Consider the following 17,857-nt stretch of genomic DNA (forward strand, 5'->3'; position numbering starts at 1 on the left):
ATCAGCGACAGCGTGACCGGCGCGAGGATCGCGGCCCCGAGCCCCTGCACCCCCCGCGCACCGATGATCATGCTCGGGTCCTGCGCGAACCCGCCCGCCAGGCTGGCCACGGTGAACAGCCCGAGCCCCGCGACGAAGACGCGCTTGCGCCCGAAGAGATCGGCGGCGCGCCCGCCGAGCAGCAGGAACCCGGCGAACGTCAGCGAGTAGGCGTTGACGACCCATTGCAGCCCGGTCGCGCCGAGCCCGAGCCCGGCGCGCATGTCCGGCAGCGCGACGTTGACGACGGAGACGTCCAGGACGACGAGGAACTGCCCGATGGACGCGGCGAGCAGAGCCGCCCACCCGGGTGTCGAGAAACGTGGCGCGGCTTTGCCGGCGACTGCGGGCTCATAGGTCGTGGTCATGCTCCCAAGAGTGCCTTCGTAGGCCCGTCCCCCGCGTCGGCCACCGGACCCAACCCACAAGGTCCCATAGACCTAGGACCTTCCACAGGAGGCCGAGGTTAGGTTCGGTAGGGCTTGGCGGCCGGTCTGCCTATGAGTACGCAGTCTTCGAGGAGGGTGGCGCCGCCCGGGTCGCCGATGATCTGGAGCTTTCCGCTGGAGCCGGGGCTGAGCAGGGCGCAGAGACCTGCAGCCGTAGTCCGTGATCCACCAGAGTTCTCTACTCCGCTCCGATCCGGCCGGGACGGGCGCCGCCGGGACCGCGGTGATGGCCTATCGCGGCAACGCCCAACCGTGTATTGGATACGCGACGGTCAGGGGACGACGTTGATGGTGAGGGCGTCGACCGTGTAGGTGCCGGGGGCGGGGCGGACGGCTTCGGCGATGGCGCGGGTGACGGTGTCCGGGAGGACGATCTCCAGGGCCTCGTCGGTCTCGGTGTGGGCGAAGGCCGGGCCCGGGAGCAGGACGACGGGCGTGCCCGGGCCGCGGAGGATCAGCGGGTTCCCGTGCGGGACGCGCGCCGGCAGGACGCGGGCGAGCTGCGGGATGTGCTGCGCGCCGATCTCCAGGGTGACGCCGTCGGAGGTGTCGGCGTCCAGCTGGTGGAAGAAGAGGAAGCCGGTGCCGGAGCCGTCCCGCCGCGAGCCCTCGCGGACCGCCGCCGCGACGCCCGGGACGCCGGCCAGGCAGGAACGATCCAGGTCGGTGAGCAGGACGGGCAGGTGCGGCGCGAGGGCGTCGATGAGGCCCTCGACGTTCCAGGACTGGGCCGCGTGGAGCTCGCCGGTGGTGATGCCGGCGAACTGGAGGAACGCGACCTCGCCGAGCGCCGTGTCCGCGCGGCCGAGCTCCGGGTCCAGGACGAGGGCGCCCGCGCGGATCTCCGAATCGGGACGGGCGGGATCGATGGGGTTCGGGAACTCGATGTAGTGGCCCGGCTTGAAGTCGTTGCCGCTCCGGGACACGTACGACGCGAGGTTCTCCAGGTGGGCCATCGCCCAGTTCGGCGGGTTCGGCTCGTCCGGGACGCGGGGCACGCGGAGCGTGAACTCGTAGCCGCGCTCCTCGTACGGGGCGGTCAGCGCGTAGCCGATGAGATGCCAGTGCGGGACGGGCTCGTCGCGGGGATAGATCGCGATGGTGTTGGTGACGAACTGGCCCATCGGGATGGGGCTGCCCATCGGACGGTAGGGCATCGGCGCGTTCCATTCGAGCCGCTCGGCGTCCCCGTAGCGCGCCTTCAGCACCCCGTCGATCGCGTCCCACCCGTGCACGTTCAGCATCGGCGTCCCCTGGTCGATGAACCTTGCCCCTTACCGACGCACCGAACACGATCAAGGTTCGCTCCAAATCCGCGCGGCGGGACCGGGCCGGTGCGGACGGCGCCGCGATGGTGCGGGCGGCGCTGGCATGAAGAGCGTCCCTCAGATGTCGCGCAGGATGCGGGTCAGGACCTCCGCGGTGTCGTCGGGCTGCGACGCGGCGGCTCCGACGTTGTCCATCGCGCACTTGTATAGCTCGACGTCGGTCGGCCGGTCCAGGAACGTCGCGCCCGCCAGCTGCTCCAGGTAGACCACGTCCGACAGGCTCTGGTCGGCGAACCGCAGGATCGTGAACGAACCGCCCGTCGGGTACAGGCCCGCGTCGCGCGGCAGGACCTGCACGCTGAACCCGGGCTGCCCGGTCACCTCGATCAGGTGCTCGATCTGGCCTCGCATCACCGACCGGTCACCGATCGGCCGGTAGAAGACGGCCTCGTCGAGGACGGCCCACACCCTCGGCGATTCCGCTCCGCCCAGACGCCCCCCCGACGCGACCCGCCGCTGCCGGATCGCGCGGACCTGAAGGCGCTGCTCGACCTCCTCCTCGGAGGCAGGCGGGTACCCGCGTCGGGCCACCGCACGCGCGTAGTCCTCGGTCTGCAACAGCCCAGGGACGAGCTGCACCTCATAGGTGCGCACCAGAGACGCCGCCTCCTCCATGCCGAGGTACACCTCGAACCAGCTCGGCAGGACGTCGCCGAATCGCTGCCACCAGTTGGGGATCTTGGCCCGCCTGGCCAGTTCCAGAAGCGACGCCCGTTCGGCGGGGTCGCTGATCCCGTACAGGGTGAGCAGGTCGGCGACGTCGCGTTCCTTGAAGCCGACCCGGCCGAGTTCCATCCGGCTGATCTTCGAGTGCGACGCGCGGATCTCGTGCCCCGCCTTCTCGGTGGAGATCCCCCGGGCCTCCCGCAGCGAACGCAGCCGTGTGCCGAGCATCAGGCGCAGCTCCCTCGGCCCGCCAGGCGGATCCGGGTCGGCCGGACGACCGGAGCCGGGCACCGCCTCGCGGTCATCGGATGCCGGGAGGAGCCGGTCGCAGGCGGTGGCCCATCGCCGGAGATCGGCCGCGGTGCCGCCGCACAGCTCCACGATCCGCAGGACGTCCTCCGCGCGGGGTGACCGCCTCCCCTGCAGGTATTCGGAGCCGAGGAAGTTCGGCAGGACCGTCCCGGCTCCCCGGTCCGCTTCGTCCCACGAACGCTCGACGAGCTGGCGCAGGCTCAGCCCCGCCTGGCCGCGCAGATCGTCGAGCATGCTCATCAGCTCGGGCAGCGTCCCAGCCCGCCCTGGATCCACCGGGACGGGACCGGCGCCTGAGATGCGCGTGGAACCGCGGGACGGTGACCGCCCGCCGTCCTCGTCACCGTCCCCGACCTGGTCCGCCGTCTCGCACCATCGCCTTCTCCACTCGTCCAGGTCGCCGTCGCAGGCGATGACATACGCGCGCGTGACCTCCCAGCTCGGAAACCGGCGCCCCGCGGCGGCCTCGGACAGCGTGGTGTGCCCGTAATGGCAGCGCTTCGCCATTGCCCGGTAGGTCGGCCTGCCGGCGTCGGCGCGGAGCCGGCGCAGCTCCACCGCGAACGCCGGAACGGGACCATCGTCCGGGCTCAGCGCATTCTCTGGTCTCGGCATTACCGGAACCCCGCGTCAGAACGGCTCCGGGGCCGAGCCCGGCGCTTCACTGCCCCGCCGGAGGCGTGGCGGACGGGCGGCGGACGCGTCCCCGCAGGACCGCCAGGTCAACGGCTACCGATGCGCAATAGACGGCCACGAAGACCCTGTAGGGATCGAACACTCGCAGCACGAAAAGGACGGTCACGAGGAGGAGCAAGACCGCGATCACTGACCGGCAGATGCCGCACCAGGGGACGCGAAGGGAAACTGGGCGCATCGTTGCGCTGCCTTTCAGGCTCTCGTCGTTGGCTCGGGCGGTGATGACGAGCACAGGGCCGAGGGTCCGCCTCTCGCGGTTGCCGCCGCGAAAGGCCCGGCCCGGTACTCGTCCGGCTCATCGTGGCGCACCACGCCCGGCGGCTGAAGCCTTTTCTCCCAAATACGTTGTTCGGGATGCTCGTGCAGCCGCACGAACAGAACGGAAGTCGGAACAACGACGGTGCCCGGACGGTCCCGTAATCGCCCAGGTCAGCGAGCCTTCTTGCGATAACTTGCCGGAGGACGAACAAGCCTCCCGCCCTCCGAGGGCTTGCCGGACGGCGTCTCCGTAGAATTGCCTTCAAGGTTCGCTTCGGCACATCGACGGCCAACGTCTGTGCCGCATGACCCAATCGATGCGTCCGTCTGATGGCTCGGGCGGGACCGATTGGCGAGGGGTCTCCCGTTGCCGCGGGAGACCCCTCATCCTTGAGCAGGACGCCGACACCTCATCACATGCAACGGCCTCGGCGGCTGCAGGCCCCGAGCGAGATGGCGCTCAGATGTCCAGGGCGCCGCAGGGGTGGCCGTGCTCCCGGCCGCAGGCGGTGAGGGCGAGGACGCCGTGTCCCCGGACACGCGTCCGGGGGCCGAGCGCGGACGGGTCGACCGAGGCACGGGCCGCGAAGGAGGTCGAGTGGCACTCGTCGGGGATGCCGAGCTCCTCCTTGACCTGCATGTATCGGGCCTGGAACGCCTCGCTGTCGCTGATCTTGACACCGTCGAAGGCGTCGTCGGGGAAGCCGTCGATGTGCGGGAGCAGGTAGCCGTCCTCGGCGGGGTGGCCGGTGCCGACCTGGTCGTCCGGCTCGAAGACGTCGTAGTAGCGGACGATCTCGCCCTTCTCGGCGACGCACCAGGCCGTCCAGTCGTCGCCGCAGCTGGCGCCGTACCAGTGCGCGGTGCCGAAGCGGAGGCTCAGCTCGCGGAGGCGCGCGAAGAGCCTGTCGGTGTCGAGGTCCTCATCGCCGTCGAAGGGCTGGCCGAACACGAGCGTCCAGCCGTCCAGTTCCGGGGTGACGTAGACGCGGGAGCATTCGCCGTGCTCGCCGCCCCCGACATGGTGGTCGTGGTTCCAGGCGGACCCGCCCAACCGCATCGTGACCGGCTCGGGGTCGGACAGGTCGAACGCGTCGAGGACGGCCGCCTGGTCGCCGGTCGGGACGGCGTGCCACATCCCGCACAGGTGCATCGGCTCGGGCGTCTCGGTCGCGAGCTTGGCGCGGATGAGGCGCCGGAGGATCAGCTGGTCGCGGGCGTCCAGCTCCGCCGGCCCGGCGATGTCGGCGAGCGCCACCAGGGCCTGCCGCCGCGCACGGCCGTTGCCGCGGGAGCGGCGGACCTCGTGCAGGAGCGGCACCACCAGGTCGGAGTCGAGCCGGTCGAGCGCCCAGATCGCCCGCTGCCGGACGCCCGCGTCCGGGTCGTCCAGCAGCGCGACCAGGTCGGCGGCGTACGGGGTCGCGGCCTCCGCGTTGAGCTGCAGGTAGTAAGCGGTGCTGCTGCGCACCTCGGGGCTGGAATGCCGCAGGTAGGGCACGAACACCGACACGTCGTCGACCTCAAGGCCGCAGTGGGCCCAGCGAGCGCGCCGCGCCACCTCCGAGGAGGACGCCGACACCATGGCCTCGACCAGCGGTTCCAGTGCCGGCAGGCCGATACGGCGCAGGACCACGGCGCTGGTCCCCCAGTCGACCGGCGAGTCCTCGTCGCAGAGAACGTCCAGAACGGGCCCCACGGCGGGAGCCCCAATACCGACCAAAGCGTCACTCGCGGCCTTGTGGTCGGACCCGGCCAACTGTTCGATAAGAGTCTGAATCTCCACACGCTGGATAATGCCACTGCCCCCGCCACCCGGCGCGCTCGCGAACGCCCGACTCCCCAGCCCGCAGTCCGGGCGGCCAGCGACCCGACCACCCAGACGGAGGTCTAACGTGCCGTTGGGTCAGGTGATGAGCTTCTCAGCATCATCGATGAAGACGGCACGGCGCAGCCAGCGCTCGAACTGGGCCTGGTCCCTGCAGCCGTTGATCTGGCGACGGACGTCATTCGGGACTTCGAGGCCACGAGCGCCAAGAAGGGCGAAAAGCACGTCCTGGAGACCCTCTATTTCGCCAGACCAAAGCCCCTGCGACAGACCGATCCACACACCTTCACAAAAATGCTCTCTGGCAAACCTTTCTTGAAAGGTGAACTTGTACTGCGTTTCGCGCATCGTGGGTTACCACCGTCACGTGGGGAGCGTCAGTCGAAGAGCTCTTCGGCAGTGCCGATGGCGCCGACGCGCTTGGCGCAGCGCCCGAGCAGCTCGACATCAGTGCAGCTCAGGACCTGTTCGCGAAGCTGAAACGAGACCTCTAGACCGCGGGCCTCCAAGACCATGAGCAGGCCCTTCGCCATACCTCTCGCCTTGCCCCTCTCGAACCCTTTACTCAGGCCGACGCCCACACCTCTGGACACATGTCCTTTGGCAAAGTCCGATTGCCAGCGATACTTGAACTTTCCGGTGCTGCGTTCCCTGCTGTACATCGACTCCGACATCTGGATGGCGTCAGTCGAAGAGGTCTCGGGCATCCTCGATGACGGCCGCCCGCTTGGCCCAGCGCTCGAGCTGGGCGGTATCGGTGCAGTCCGTCACGCGCTTGCGGACGTCGTCCGGGATGGCGACGCCGCGGGCCTCCAGCATCAGAAGGAGCATCTTCGCCTCGCCCTCGGCGCGGCCTCTGGCGATGTGGGACTTGGCGAAGTCGGACTGCCACTCGTAGCCGGCGGTCTTCACGATCTCCTCCAGGATCTCGCGGGCGGCTTCGGAAAGCCGCCCCTTCAAGTAGTCATCGTACAACTCACCGCTGTCTCTGCTGAGGGCATCGATTGCGGCGGCGACGCTGGTCAGGACGGATTTGGCGTGCGGGCCCTCGGAGTGGACGGGGGTGCTGAGGACCGAGAGTTCGGGGAGTCGGCGGGCCTCTTCGACGTCGGTGACCGGGGGCAGCATGCCCGGGTGGAAGGTCAGGGGCTTGAGCACCCATTCGGGGTGGCCCATGTCGATCGGCTTGGCGCAGGCCTGGGCGGTGGCGCTGTTGGGGCAGAAGACCAGCAGGATCACCGGGCACTTGTGCCGCCCCCGCAGCAGGGCCAGGTACCCGGGCCAGCTGAAGGACTTCTCCTTGTCGTAGCGCAGCTGCGATTCGACGATGATTCCCCAGGTCGGGTCCTCGGGGCCGTCCAGGAGGATGGTGGCGTCGCAGCGCAGCTCGGCCGGGTTCAGGCCCGGGGTGCTCTCCGATGCCACCGAGGCGGGCGCCTCCTCGGGCAGGTCTATGCCGAACACCGTCCGGAGGATCGTGGGGGCGAGCTGCGGCTGGTTCCGGACCATCTCCAGCGGCACCTCATGCTCTTTCGTGGGCATGACCGAAGACTATCCGTGACCGGTTCATTACGAGGCGTTTTATCGAACTTGATGAAAGGAAACTCGAACAACGACCTATTAATATGGGGTTTATTTAGGGACATGTCAGGATGGGCTCTGGTGAGGTCGCGGACGGATGCAGCTGCGGCTCGTCCCGCATGCTCCGTTGCGGTGCCGGGGCCGCCCTCGCAAGATGAGTTCATGGAGGGTTTCGCCGCGATCAGCGGCACCGTCGCGTGGAGGGGTCTCTCCGAACTGGGTACCGCCGAGTCCTACCGGCCCGGTGAGGTCCTGCTGCACCAGGGGGAGCCCGGCGATCGCGTTCTTCTGCTGCTGGCCGGGCGCGTGAAGGTATCGCTGGTGGACAAGGCCGGCAACGGGATCCTGCTGGCCATTCGCGGCCCGGGCGAGGTGCTGGGCGAGATCGCGATGATCGACGGGCAGAACCGATCCGCGACCGTGTCGGCCATGGACGTCTGCGACGTGCGCGCCTTGCCTGCCGAGCGATTCGTGACGCGGCTGGACGAGCTGGGACTGCGGGACGAGCTGGTGAAGTTCACCCTCGGCCGGCTGCGCGAGAGCGAGGCGCTGTGCCTGGAGCTGGCGACACTCCCGGCGGGCCCTCGTATCGTCCGAGGGCTGGTGCGGCTGGCCGTGCCGACCGTCAAGGGCGCCCGGACGGTGGACATCGGGCTGAACCAGACCGAGTTCGGCGAGGCCATCGGGCTCTCCCGAGCCTCGGTGGCGGGCAAGCTCGCCGAACTGCGCGACGCCGGGCTGGTGACCACCCGGCGCGGCCGCATCATCATCACGGACCTCCCCCGACTGCAAGGTCTCACCGGCGAGTAACGATTTAGTCACTCGGCGGCATATGCATATTTTTGCACACAAGGCCGCGCTCCTCGCCTTGATACTCGTCGCGGAGCACTTCTGAGGGGCCGCGTCACAGAAAGCCGTTCGGCCGAGACCCCGCCCCGGAAAAGACCCGTGCCAGTCAAGAACTGCACGGGTGTCCGTTTTTCACGGTTCCGTTTGACTTATCGCCGGAGGCGTCAATGCAGCCATTCCCGTCACTGACCGACCGGTTCACCATCGGGGTGGACGTCAAGAGCTTCAGCAGCCGGCACGTCCGCCACCGGCTCGTCATCCAGGAGGCCGTGGACGAGATGCTGAGCTCGGCCGCCGAGGCCGCCGGGCTGGACAGGGACCTGTGGGAACGGCAACCCGGCGGAGACGGTGAGGTGGCGGTCCTCCCCGTCGGCATCGACCTGCTCGCGGTCGTCCTGACCTTCGTCCGTACGCTCGACCAGCTGCTGACCGACCACAACGGAGATCACTCGGAGGAGCTCCAGGTACGGCTGCGCGTCGCCATGCACATCGGCACCATCACGGCGGGCGCGCTCGGCAGCGGCGGGGACGCGCTCGTCGACCTCAGCCGTCTGCTGGACTCCGAACCGGTGCGCGCGGCACTGGTCGCTCATCGGGAGGCGAACCTGGCGCTGATCGTCTCGGACGAGGTCTACCGGAAGGTCGTCGTGACCGAGCTCGGTGGGCTGCGGCCACGGCAGTTCACCGAGGTCCGGGTCGACATCCCGGCCAAGGGATTCAGCAGGACCGCGTACGTCCACGTCCCGGGCGTGGAAACGATCAAGGAGGTGCCGGAGCCGGGGGCGAGCGGCCCGCCGCCGGAACCGGCAGGAGGAGGCGCGCAGAAAGCGGTCTACAACATCTTCAGCGAACCGCTGAACATGAACAATCCCGTGTTCGGCTTCAACGAGAACGACTGACGGCGATGGACACGGAGGACGGGGAGAAATCTCCGACGGCGGACACGGCCGGTACGGAGGCGGCCGCGGCGGATCCCCCGCCGGAGGGCGGACCGCGTTCCCGAGCGGACGACCACGCCGAAGGATCTGGACGTCCCGGCGATGACGTGGCCGTGGACGACGCGTCCCGCGAAAGGCACGAGCACGAGAGGGAAGGGGAGGCGTTCCGGTCGGAGGCGCGGCCAGGCCGGCGCGAGGGCGGGAAGGCCGTCTACAACGTCTTCCTCGGCCAGGTGCACCAGCTGGGAAGCACGCTCGGCTTCGCGGAGGCCATGTCGGGCAGGCAGGGCAGTGCGGTCACCGGAAGGATCGCCCCCGCGGTGATCCGGGACGCGTCCGACGGGTACGTGGTGCCCGGCGACTGCTATGACGAGGCGTACGGAGGGCTGGAACGCGACCACGTGGCCGTGGTCACCGGCCCGCAAGGCAGCGGCAAGCGCACCGGCGCCCTCGTGATGCTGGACGGCGTCCTGGACGCCGGCCGCCCTGTCTACGCGCTGCCGCCGTCGATCTCCCTGAAGGAACTGGCAGGCGCCGACTACATGCGGGGGCACGGCTATGTGGTGCTCGACCACATCGGGCAGGATCGCGTTCGCCCGGGCCTCGGCGCGGCGACGCCAGAACCCGGTGATCAGGGCCCGACCGACGTCGACCACGCCTGGCTGTCGATAGTCCAGAAGGTGGCGGACGCCGGCGCGTACCTGGTGGTGACCACGGTGGACGCGCCGCCGCGCGGCCCCGAGTCCGTCCGGTACGTGGCGTGGGCGCGGCCCGCGATCAGGTCCGTGCTGGCGGTCAGGCTCGGCGAGGGCCGCACCGCCGCGGACGCCGCCGACGCCGTGGCGGAACGCGTCCCCGCGGACCTGCCGATGGCCGACCTCGTCCGGATCGCCGAGCACATCGGCGGCGGCAGGACGCCGGAGGAGGCCGTCGCCGACGTGCTCGACGAGGCGGGCAGGCGCGAGGTGCGCCAGTGGTTCGCCGACGGTCCCGCCCGGATCCGGGTTCTGGAGGTGACCGTTCTGGCGTTCCTGACCGGGGTCGTCGAGCGGGACTTCGAGACGTGCCTGCGCATGCTGGAGGACACGCTGGAGCGATCCTGGCCCGCGCCGAAGGAGGACGGGCCGCCTCCCGTCTTCGCGAAGCTGTCGCCACCGGTCACCTCGCAGACGGGCGTGGTGATCGGCCCGACCGTCCTCCCCCGGACGAAGGCCCGCGGCGGCGATAGCGAACCCATGTCCCAGGACCGGCGCAGGCGCGTCCAGCAGGACGGGCTGATCCGCGTCGTCCGGGTCCGTGACGGAGGCAGCGCCCGGCGCGTACCGGCGTTCCGCAAGGACGAGTACCGCGCCTACGTCCTGGAAGAGCTGGCGGACCACTATCCCAACGAGTTCTGGGACGCGGTGCGCGACTGGCTCAACCGGCTCATCGTCGTGGAGCAGCTCCAGATCAGTATCAGCGCCGCGCTGGCCCTGCTCTCCTACAGCAACTACGAAGAGATCGAGTACTCATACCTCGACCCATGGTCGAAGGGTGACCGCGGCTCGATGGGACTGGCCGCGGCGGTCTACGTCCTGTGGTTCATGTGCCTGGACGAAGACCTGGTGCCGGTGGCGCTGCGCACGGCGGAGCATTGGGCGGGCCAGGGCACCGCGTCCCAGCGGCTCGCGGCGATCCATGCGTTCGCCGGCGAGCTCGGCGTCCGCACCCCGTTCCTCGGCGCTCGCCGGCTGTGGCAGCTCGTCCGCCAGTGCAACGCGCTCAGCGAGCCGGCCGCCCTGGCGTTCGGCGAGCTGTTCGCCACATTGATCGCGCGGGACGGGGACGCCCGGCATGTGGTCGCGCACCTGCACGTCCAGCTGCGCGACCTCAGGTCCATCGGGCGCACGCGGGAGAAGTACAGGCTGACGCTCCTCGCGGTGCTCGCCGTCCTTGGCACCCGCAACGCCCGCACCGGCAACCCGGCGATCGTGGAGTACCTCCACGATCACCCTGAACGCCTCGCCGAGGTCACCGATCTGTGGGCAACGGCCTTCCGGCACCGCCCCACCCGGCGTGCCGCACTCGAGGCCCTGCTCAAGGGCCTCGACGCGATCGGCCGCCTGAGCGGGCCGGACGCCGAGCGGGAGGCCCGTGCGCTCGGCGACGCGCTCGGCGACGCGCTGCCCGCCGGAGAGCATGACCTGCTGAAAACCGACTTCATCGCGATGGCGGAGCACCGCCGGTCTCGCCCGGCGCGCTCCGTGAAACTCACCAAGATCCTGCTGGACGCGCTGGACCGCGCGATCCGCGCGCTGTGACGGAGGCCCCCATGTCATCTTCGTACCCGATCATCACCGAGAAGGTGCTCGGCCCGGCCAAGCGCGGCGGACCGCGAGGCTGGGGCCGGCACCGCCGCGCCGGCGACGAGATTCCGCAGATCAAGGGCGAGCAGGTGCGGGTCTTCCTGGTCGACGGCAAGCCCTTGGTCGACCACGGCAGGCGCACCGACGACGACCCGCAGGTCGTACGCGCCGCGCACGTCGCCGTCGTGGACATGTCCCGCAACGTCGAGGTCAGTGTCGAGCTGTCCGTCCCGTCCGAGGACGCCAAGGAGTTCACGGTGAGGACGACGTTCCTGTGCTCGGTCACGGACCCGGCCACGGTCGTCCGCGACGGCCAGGGCGACGCGGCCCGCGCCCTCCGCGGGTATGTGCGCAGTCATCAGCGGCTCTTCCAGCTCGGCCTCGACCACCCGGTTTCGGCGATCAACCACGTGCGGCTCCTCGTCCAGACCCAGATCGAGGCATACGTCCAGCTCAAGCCGCCCGTCCTGCCCGGCATCGCGGCCGAGCTCGCCAGCGTCGAGGTGCTGACCCCGGACGAGGTGCGCACCCTGCACGGCGAGCTGAGCAAGCAGGCCGCCCTGCACACCATCGAGTCCGACCGGGTGAACCTGGAGCACGAGCTGGCGCAGCTCAAGGCGGAGCACGCCAAGCAAGCCGAGGAGAACGACCGGCGGCTGGAGATCGAGCGGAGGAAGCACGAAACGCAGATGCAGGAAATGCGCCTGGTCATGAAGGAGCAGGAGGAGCACCTCAAGCGTCAGATGGCCGCCGCGGCCAACACGTTCGCCGCCGAGCAGATGGACCGGATGCACGACGCCATCGAGTCGGACCCGGAACGGGCCGCCCTCCTCGCACAGCAGTCGGGCGAGCTGAGCATGGGGGAGGTCGCGAGCAGGCTCGACCGGGTGGCGGAGCAGAAAGCCGAGGAGCGGCGCGACGAACGAGACCGCGCCCGGCGGCTGGAAGACGAGGATCGCGCCTGGATGCGCAAGCGGGCCGACCAGGAGTACGAGGTCCACATGAAGGCCGAGCAGGACGAGCGGACCCGCCGCTACGCGCTGGAAGACGCGCGGCAGGCTCTCGAACTGAAGAAGCTGGAGCGCATCTACGCGATCGAGGACGGCGACCGCGCTCTCAAGCGAGAACTCCTCGAACGCAAGTACCAGTCCGAAGAGCGCGAGCTGGAGCGGCTGAACGCGCTGAAGGACAAGCAACTGGAGATGGAGCGGGAACGGCTGCAGCGCGAGTACCAGGCCGCCCAGGACGAACTGCGGCACCAATACGAGGTCCAGGCGGCCGAGCGGGACCGCGAACACGCCATCGAGGACCGCGACCACCAATTGGAGGTCGACAGGCGGATCCGGGACCGGAAGGACCGGATCGAGCTTCTCCGGGTGCGCCTGGACATGCTGAAGGAGCTCGCCAGGCACGGTCACATGGACCAGGTCACGCTCGACCCGCACGAGCTCATCGAGGGCATCGCCGTGGACACCGGCGCGGGCGCGTCGGTGACGGCCACCGTCGGGGAGCCGGAGGCGGCGCTGCCCGAGCAGGCCGGTGATGAGGACGAAGGACTCGTGGACGACGAGTCGGCTCTTAGGGAGGAGGGCCTGCATGACCACTGAGGCGGCCGGTCATCCAGAGAAAACCGGCGCACGGTTCAAGGTGGCGATCCCGAGGCCCTCCGGCCCGTGGCTGCGCGGGCTGATCGGCGTGTCCGAGGACATCCTGGACAAGACGCCGACCTTACGTCCCACCTACACGATGTTGGCTCTGATCGTCGTCAACGCCGGGCTGCTCGCCGCGGTGTCCATGCTGGCGCTGCTGGCCAAGTTCCTGTCCGCGCCCTGGCCCTTGCTCATCCCGGCGGCGCTGGTGTGGGGCTGGCTGATCTTCTCGATCGACCGGTGGTTGATCGCGAGCATGCAGGGCTCCCGCGGTGTCTCCGGGGGCGCCTTCTTCATCCGGCTGCTTCTGGCGCTGTTCATCGGTGCCGTCGTCGCCGAGCCGCTGCTGCTGAAGATCTTCGAGTCGGCGATCCACCAGGAGGTGGAGAAGGGCCGTATCGAAGACCGGCTCCACATGGAGACCGCGCTCAAGGCATGCAACCCGGTGCCCTACGTGGAGCTGGACCGCGCGAGGCATGACCGGTGCAAGGCCGACGACAAGCTGCTGTCCGTGAGCGAAACGCCCGCCGCGGCCGGCGCCGCGCTGGAGCGGACACGCGACCGGCAGTCCGAACTGAAATCGCAGCTGGCCGCGGCCAGCGAGCGGATCGACGCCGCGGAGGAGACGGTCCGGCGCGAATGCGTCGGGGAGAGCGGACCGGGTCTCACCGGGCAGGCGGGCGACGGCCCGTACTGCGCTCGTGCACGGGAGGTCGCCGAGAAGGCCCGCCGGGAGAGCGGCCTGTCGGCGCTGCAGGCCGAGGCGACCATGCTCGCGGGGAGAATGCCCGCCCTCGTCAGTGCCAAGCGCTCCGCCGACGAGACCTACGAACGGCAGGTCGACCAGGCCATCAAGGACAAGCTGCCGCCCGTGTCCGGCGATATCGGCGTCCTGGAGGAGGGCATGGCGCTGGAGCGCCTGTCATGGCAGAACGGATTCGCCTTCGTCGCGCATTGGTTCATCCGCATCCTGCTGATCCTGCTGGACTGCCTGCCCATCCTCGCCAAGAAACTCCAGGGGACCACGTCCTACGACGAGATGCTCACCGCCCGCCGGATGAAGGACGAGGCCAAGCACGCCTCCGACGAGGAGCTCGACCAGCAGGTGCACCTCGCCGAGAACCGGATCGCGATGCGGCGGTCGGTGATGGACGAGCGACACCGCCTCGACCTGCTGGAACAGGAGGACCACTCCGCCCGGCGGCAGCGCGACGCCGATCTGGACGCCCGGATCGACGCGCTCGCCGAGAAACTCCGCCGCCGTCCCCGGCCGACGTCCTGAACGGCTAGCTGGGGTCGTAGGCGAGGTTGGGGGCCAGCCAGCGTTCGACTTCGGGGATCGGGAGGCCGCAGCGGGACGCGTAGTCTTCGATCTGGTCCTTGCCTACGCGGCCGACCGTGAAGTAGCGGGACGACGGGTGCGCGAAGATCAGGCCGCTGACGCTGGCGGCGGGGGCCATCGCGAAGGACTCGGTGAGCTTCATGCCGAGGCGGCCCGCGTCCAGCAGGTCGAAGAGGGTCTGCTTCAGGCTGTGGTCGGGGCTCGCCGGGTAGCCGAGGGCCGGGCGGATGCCGCGGAAGCGTTCGGCGTGCAGGTCTTCGAGGGCCGGGTCGGCGCCGGGCTCGAACCAGGCGCGGCGGGCCTCCAGGTGGATGTACTCGGCGAACGCCTCGGCCATCCGGTCGGCGAGGGCCTTGACCATGATGGCCTTGTAGTCGTCGTTCTCTTCCTCGTACTTGGCGGCGAGGTCTTCGGCGCCGAGGATCGTCACGGCGAAGCCGCCGAGGTGGTCGCCGGACGGGGCGATGTAGTCGGCGAGGCAGCGGTTCGGGCGGCCGGCGGGCTTGGCGGTCTGCTGGCGGAGCATCGGGAAGCGGGCCTGCGGCAGGATGATGTCGTCGCCGTCGGAGTGCGCGGGCCAGAAGCCGTAGGCGCCGTGGGCCTCGAACGCGTTGGTGGCGACGATGTGGTCGAGGAGCTCGTTGCCGTCGTCGAACAGCTCGCGGGCGACGGGCTCGTCGAGGATCGCCGGGTACTTGCCCTTCAGCTCCCACGCGAGGAAGAAGAACTGCCAGTCGATCATCTCGCGGACCGTCGCCAGGTCGGGCCGGACGACGCGGACGCCGGTGAAGTCGGGCGTCGGCAGGTCGGAGAAGTCGACCTTCTCGGGGTTCGCGCGCGCCTTCTCGATGGTGAGGAGCGGGCTGCGCTGCTTGTTCTCGTGCTGCTCGCGGAGCTTGGCCTGCTCGGCGCGGTTGGCGGCGGCGAGTGTCTCGGCGCGGCCCTCGTCGAGGAGGTCGGAGACGACGCCGACGACGCGGGACGCGTCCAGGACGTGGACGGTCGTCGCGTCATAGGCGGGTGCGATCTTCACGGCGGTGTGCTGCCGGGACGTCGTCGCGCCGCCGATCAGGAGTGGCAGGCGCAGGCCGCGGCGTTCCATCTCGGCGGCGACGGAGACCATCTCGTCCAGGGACGGGGTGATCAGGCCGGACAGGCCGACGGCGTCGGCGTTCTCGGCGACGGCCGTGTCGAGGATCTTCGCGGCGGGGACCATGACGCCGAGGTCGACCACCTCGTAGTTGTTGCAGCCGAGGACGACGCCGACGATGTTCTTGCCGATGTCGTGCACGTCGCCCTTGACCGTCGCGAGGACGATCTTGCCCTGGCCGCGCTCGGACGCGATCCGCCCGGCGCGCAGCGCCTCCTGCTTCTCCTTCTCCATGAAGGGCTCCAGGTAGGCGACGGAGCGCTTCATCACGCGGGCGCTCTTGACCACCTGGGGCAGGAACATCTTGCCGGAGCCGAACAGGTCGCCGACGATCTTCATGCCGTCCATCAGCGGGCCCTCGATGACGTCGAGGGGACGGGCGGCCTGCGCGCGGGCCTCCTCGGTGTCCTCCTCGATGAAGTCGATGATGCCGTGGACGAGGGCGTGCGAGAGGCGCTCGGCGACGGGTGCCTCCCGCCAGGACAGGTCGACCTCGCGCTTGGTGCCCTTGCCCTTGACGTTCTCGGCGAACGACACGAGCCGGTCGGTCGCGTCGGGACGGCGGTCGAACAGCACGTCCTCGACGAGTTCGAGCAGGTCGGCCGGGATGTCCTCGTAGACGGCGAGCTGCCCTGCGTTGACGATGCCCATGTCGAGCCCGGCGCGGACGGCGTGGAGCAGGAACGCCGAGTGCATCGCCTCGCGGACGACCTCGTTGCCGCGGAAGGAGAAGGACAGGTTGGAGATGCCGCCGCTGGTGCGGGCGCCGGGGCAGCGCTCCTTGATGAGCGGCAGCGCGTCGATGAACGCCTTGGCGTAGCCGTTGTGCTCGGAGATGCCGGTCGCGACGGCGAGGACGTTCGGGTCGAAGATGATGTCCTCGGCGGGGAAACCGGCCTGCTGGGTGAGGAGGTCGTAGGCGCGGCCGCATATCTCGACCTTGCGCTCGGTCGTGTCGGCCTGGCCCCGCTCGTCGAACGCCATGACGACGACGCCGGCGCCGAAGTCGCGGATGCGGCGGGCCTGCTCCAGGAACGGGCCCTCGCCCTCCTTCAGGCTGATCGAGTTGACGACGCCCTTGCCCTGGACGGTCTTCATCCCCGCCTCCAGCACGCTCCACCGCGAGCTGTCCACCATGATCGGGATGCGGGCCACCTCGGGCTCGGTCGCGATCAGGTTCAGGAACGTCGTCATCTCCCGCTCGCTGTCGAGCAGGTCGGCGTCCATGTTGACGTCGAGGAGGTTCGCGCCGCCGCGGACCTGTTCGAGCGCCACGTCCACCGCGCCCTGGTGGTCGCCCGCCTCGATGAGCTTGCGGAACCGCTTGGAGCCGGTGACGTTGGTGCGCTCGCCGATCATGACGAAGCCGGTGTCGGGGCCGATCTCGAACGGCTCCAGGCCGCTGAAGCGGGGCGCGCGGCCGGGCCGCGCCGGCTCGCGGGGCGCCTTGTCGCGGACGGCCTCGGCGACGCGGGCGATGTGGTCCGGGGTCGTCCCGCAGCAGCCGCCGACCGCGTTGACCAGGCCGGACGCGGCGAACTCGCCGAGCTTCTCCCCGGTCTCGTCGGGCGTCTGGTCGTAGCCGCCGAACGCGTTCGGCAGGCCCGCGTTCGGATAGCTCGCCGTGTAGGTGCCGGCGAGGCGGGCCAGCTCCTCGACGTGGGGACGCATCTCGTCGGCGCCGAGCGAGCAGTTCAGGCCGATGACGAGCGGCTCGGCGTGCTCGACCGAACGCCAGAACGCCTCGACGGTCTGGCCGGAGAGCGTCCGCCTGGACACGTCGACGAACAGCGAGATCCACAGCCGCAGGTGCGGGGCGACCTCGCGGGCGGCGGCGATCGCGGCCTTCGCGTTCAGCGTGTCGAAGATCGTCTCGATGAGGAGCAGGTCGACGCCGCCCTCGGCGAGCCCGCCGATCTGCTGGGCGTAGGCGTCCTTGACCCGGTCGAACGTGACGGCCCGGAAGGCCGGGTCGTCGACGTCGGGCGAGATGGAGAGGGTGACGTTAAGCGGGCCGATGGAACCCGCGACGAAGCGTCCGCCCGCCTCGTCGGCGGCCTGGCGGGCCAGCCGGGCGCCCTGGACGTTCATGTCGTGGACGAGGCTCTCCAGCCCGTAGTCGGCCTGGCCGATGCTCGTTGCCGTGAACGTGTTGGTGGTGACGATGTCGGCACCGGCGCCGAGGTACTGCCGGTGGATGTCCAGGATCACGTCGGGGCGGGTCAGGTTCAGCAGGTCGGGGTCACCGGTGACGTCCTTCGGATGGTCGCCGCCGATGAGGTCGCCGCGGTAGTCGTCCGGCCCAAGGCCCACGCCCTGGAGCATCGTGCCGAGCGCGCCGTCGATGACGGCGATCCGCTGGTCCAGAAGCTCGCGCAGTGTGTTCTCGGTCATTTCCAAGCACCTCCCAGTACAGATGGGAGGCGC

The 17,857-nt window shown here is 69.7% G+C and carries 14 protein-coding genes; 5 read left to right on the top strand and 9 right to left on the bottom strand.

Annotation, left to right across the window (positions count from 1 at the left end):
- From E1264_RS14075 to E1264_RS14110, 8 genes are all read right to left on the bottom strand, one after another.
- A partial coding sequence (locus tag E1264_RS14075; protein ID WP_132173435.1) for an MFS transporter occupies window positions 1-407 on the bottom strand: 407 nt, incomplete at its 3' end.
- A 353-nt stretch (window positions 408-760) separates the two neighbouring features.
- Window positions 761-1,732 (bottom strand): suppressor of fused domain protein, encoded by a 972-nt coding sequence (locus E1264_RS14080; protein WP_132173437.1) that lies wholly within the window; start codon window positions 1,730-1,732, stop codon window positions 761-763.
- 141 nt (window positions 1,733-1,873) lie between these two features.
- A complete protein-coding gene (locus E1264_RS14085; RefSeq protein WP_132173439.1) occupies window positions 1,874-3,409 on the bottom strand; it encodes a helix-turn-helix transcriptional regulator in 1,536 nt (511 codons plus the stop codon).
- 46 nt (window positions 3,410-3,455) lie between these two features.
- Window positions 3,456-3,722 (bottom strand): hypothetical protein, encoded by a 267-nt coding sequence (locus E1264_RS14090; RefSeq protein ID WP_132173441.1) that lies wholly within the window; start codon window positions 3,720-3,722, stop codon window positions 3,456-3,458.
- 486 nt (window positions 3,723-4,208) lie between these two features.
- On the bottom strand, window positions 4,209-5,447 hold the full coding sequence (locus E1264_RS14095) for a HEAT repeat domain-containing protein (RefSeq protein ID WP_132173443.1): 1,239 nt from the start codon (window positions 5,445-5,447) through the stop codon (window positions 4,209-4,211).
- Window positions 5,448-5,654: 207 nt separating this feature from the next.
- Window positions 5,655-5,924: a hypothetical protein gene (locus E1264_RS14100; protein ID WP_132173445.1), complete on the bottom strand. Its 270-nt coding sequence runs from the start codon at window positions 5,922-5,924 to the stop codon at window positions 5,655-5,657.
- A gap of 29 nt (window positions 5,925-5,953) precedes the next feature.
- Complete coding sequence (locus E1264_RS14105) at window positions 5,954-6,250, bottom strand: hypothetical protein (RefSeq protein ID WP_132173447.1); 297 nt, start codon at window positions 6,248-6,250, stop codon at window positions 5,954-5,956.
- 10 nt (window positions 6,251-6,260) lie between these two features.
- Window positions 6,261-7,118, bottom strand: a complete 858-nt coding sequence (locus E1264_RS14110) for a hypothetical protein (protein WP_132173449.1) — start codon at window positions 7,116-7,118, stop codon at window positions 6,261-6,263.
- A gap of 201 nt (window positions 7,119-7,319) precedes the next feature.
- Here E1264_RS14110 and E1264_RS14115 point away from each other — a divergent pair, with 201 nt between their 5' ends.
- The 5 genes from E1264_RS14115 to E1264_RS14135 all read left to right on the top strand — a co-directional run bounded on the left by E1264_RS14115 (window position 7,320) and on the right by E1264_RS14135 (window position 14,220).
- A complete protein-coding gene (locus E1264_RS14115) occupies window positions 7,320-7,967 on the top strand; it encodes a Crp/Fnr family transcriptional regulator (RefSeq protein ID WP_132173451.1) in 648 nt (215 codons plus the stop codon).
- Between the two features lie 206 nt (window positions 7,968-8,173).
- Window positions 8,174-8,905: a hypothetical protein gene (locus E1264_RS14120; RefSeq protein WP_132173453.1), complete on the top strand. Its 732-nt coding sequence runs from the start codon at window positions 8,174-8,176 to the stop codon at window positions 8,903-8,905.
- A gap of 5 nt (window positions 8,906-8,910) precedes the next feature.
- Window positions 8,911-11,244 carry a hypothetical protein gene (locus E1264_RS14125; RefSeq protein WP_132173455.1) on the top strand — a complete coding sequence of 778 codons (2,334 nt, stop codon included), beginning with the start codon at window positions 8,911-8,913 and terminating at the stop codon, window positions 11,242-11,244.
- An 11-nt stretch (window positions 11,245-11,255) separates the two neighbouring features.
- The gene (locus tag E1264_RS14130; RefSeq protein WP_132173457.1) at window positions 11,256-12,896 is read left to right on the top strand and encodes a hypothetical protein; all 1,641 of its coding nucleotides are present in this window, start codon (window positions 11,256-11,258) and stop codon (window positions 12,894-12,896) included.
- Entirely contained in the window at window positions 12,886-14,220 is a 1,335-nt protein-coding gene (locus E1264_RS14135) for a DUF4407 domain-containing protein (RefSeq protein WP_165964167.1), read from the top strand. Before E1264_RS14130 ends, E1264_RS14135 begins: the two co-directional genes overlap by 11 nt.
- 4 nt (window positions 14,221-14,224) lie before the next feature.
- Here the strand turns inward: E1264_RS14135 and metH are convergent, their stop codons facing one another.
- On the bottom strand, window positions 14,225-17,824 hold the full coding sequence (gene metH / locus E1264_RS14140; RefSeq protein WP_132173461.1) for a methionine synthase: 3,600 nt from the start codon (window positions 17,822-17,824) through the stop codon (window positions 14,225-14,227).
- Window positions 17,825-17,857: the final 33 nt, after the last annotated feature.

It is taken from the genome of Actinomadura sp. KC216, from assembly GCF_004348535.1.
In the GTDB taxonomy this organism is placed as follows: domain Bacteria; phylum Actinomycetota; class Actinomycetes; order Streptosporangiales; family Streptosporangiaceae; genus Spirillospora.

Bases quoted from the DNA above. Each gene is read 5' to 3' on its own strand.
- E1264_RS14105 (WP_132173447.1), bottom strand. From the start codon at position 6,250: ATGTCGGAGTCGATGTACAGCAGGGAACGCAGCACCGGAAAGTTCAAG.
- metH (WP_132173461.1), bottom strand. From the start codon at position 17,824: ATGACCGAGAACACACTGCGCGAGCTTCTGGACCAGCGGATCGCCGTC.
- E1264_RS14115 (WP_132173451.1), top strand. From the start codon at position 7,320: ATGGAGGGTTTCGCCGCGATCAGCGGCACCGTCGCGTGGAGGGGTCTC.
- E1264_RS14120 (WP_132173453.1), top strand. From the start codon at position 8,174: ATGCAGCCATTCCCGTCACTGACCGACCGGTTCACCATCGGGGTGGAC.
- E1264_RS14100 (WP_132173445.1), bottom strand. From the start codon at position 5,924: ATGCGCGAAACGCAGTACAAGTTCACCTTTCAAGAAAGGTTTGCCAGA.
- E1264_RS14135 (WP_165964167.1), top strand. From the start codon at position 12,886: ATGACCACTGAGGCGGCCGGTCATCCAGAGAAAACCGGCGCACGGTTC.
- E1264_RS14080 (WP_132173437.1), bottom strand. From the start codon at position 1,732: ATGCTGAACGTGCACGGGTGGGACGCGATCGACGGGGTGCTGAAGGCG.
- E1264_RS14110 (WP_132173449.1), bottom strand. From the start codon at position 7,118: ATGCCCACGAAAGAGCATGAGGTGCCGCTGGAGATGGTCCGGAACCAG.
- E1264_RS14085 (WP_132173439.1), bottom strand. From the start codon at position 3,409: ATGCCGAGACCAGAGAATGCGCTGAGCCCGGACGATGGTCCCGTTCCG.
- E1264_RS14130 (WP_132173457.1), top strand. From the start codon at position 11,256: ATGTCATCTTCGTACCCGATCATCACCGAGAAGGTGCTCGGCCCGGCC.
- E1264_RS14125 (WP_132173455.1), top strand. From the start codon at position 8,911: ATGGACACGGAGGACGGGGAGAAATCTCCGACGGCGGACACGGCCGGT.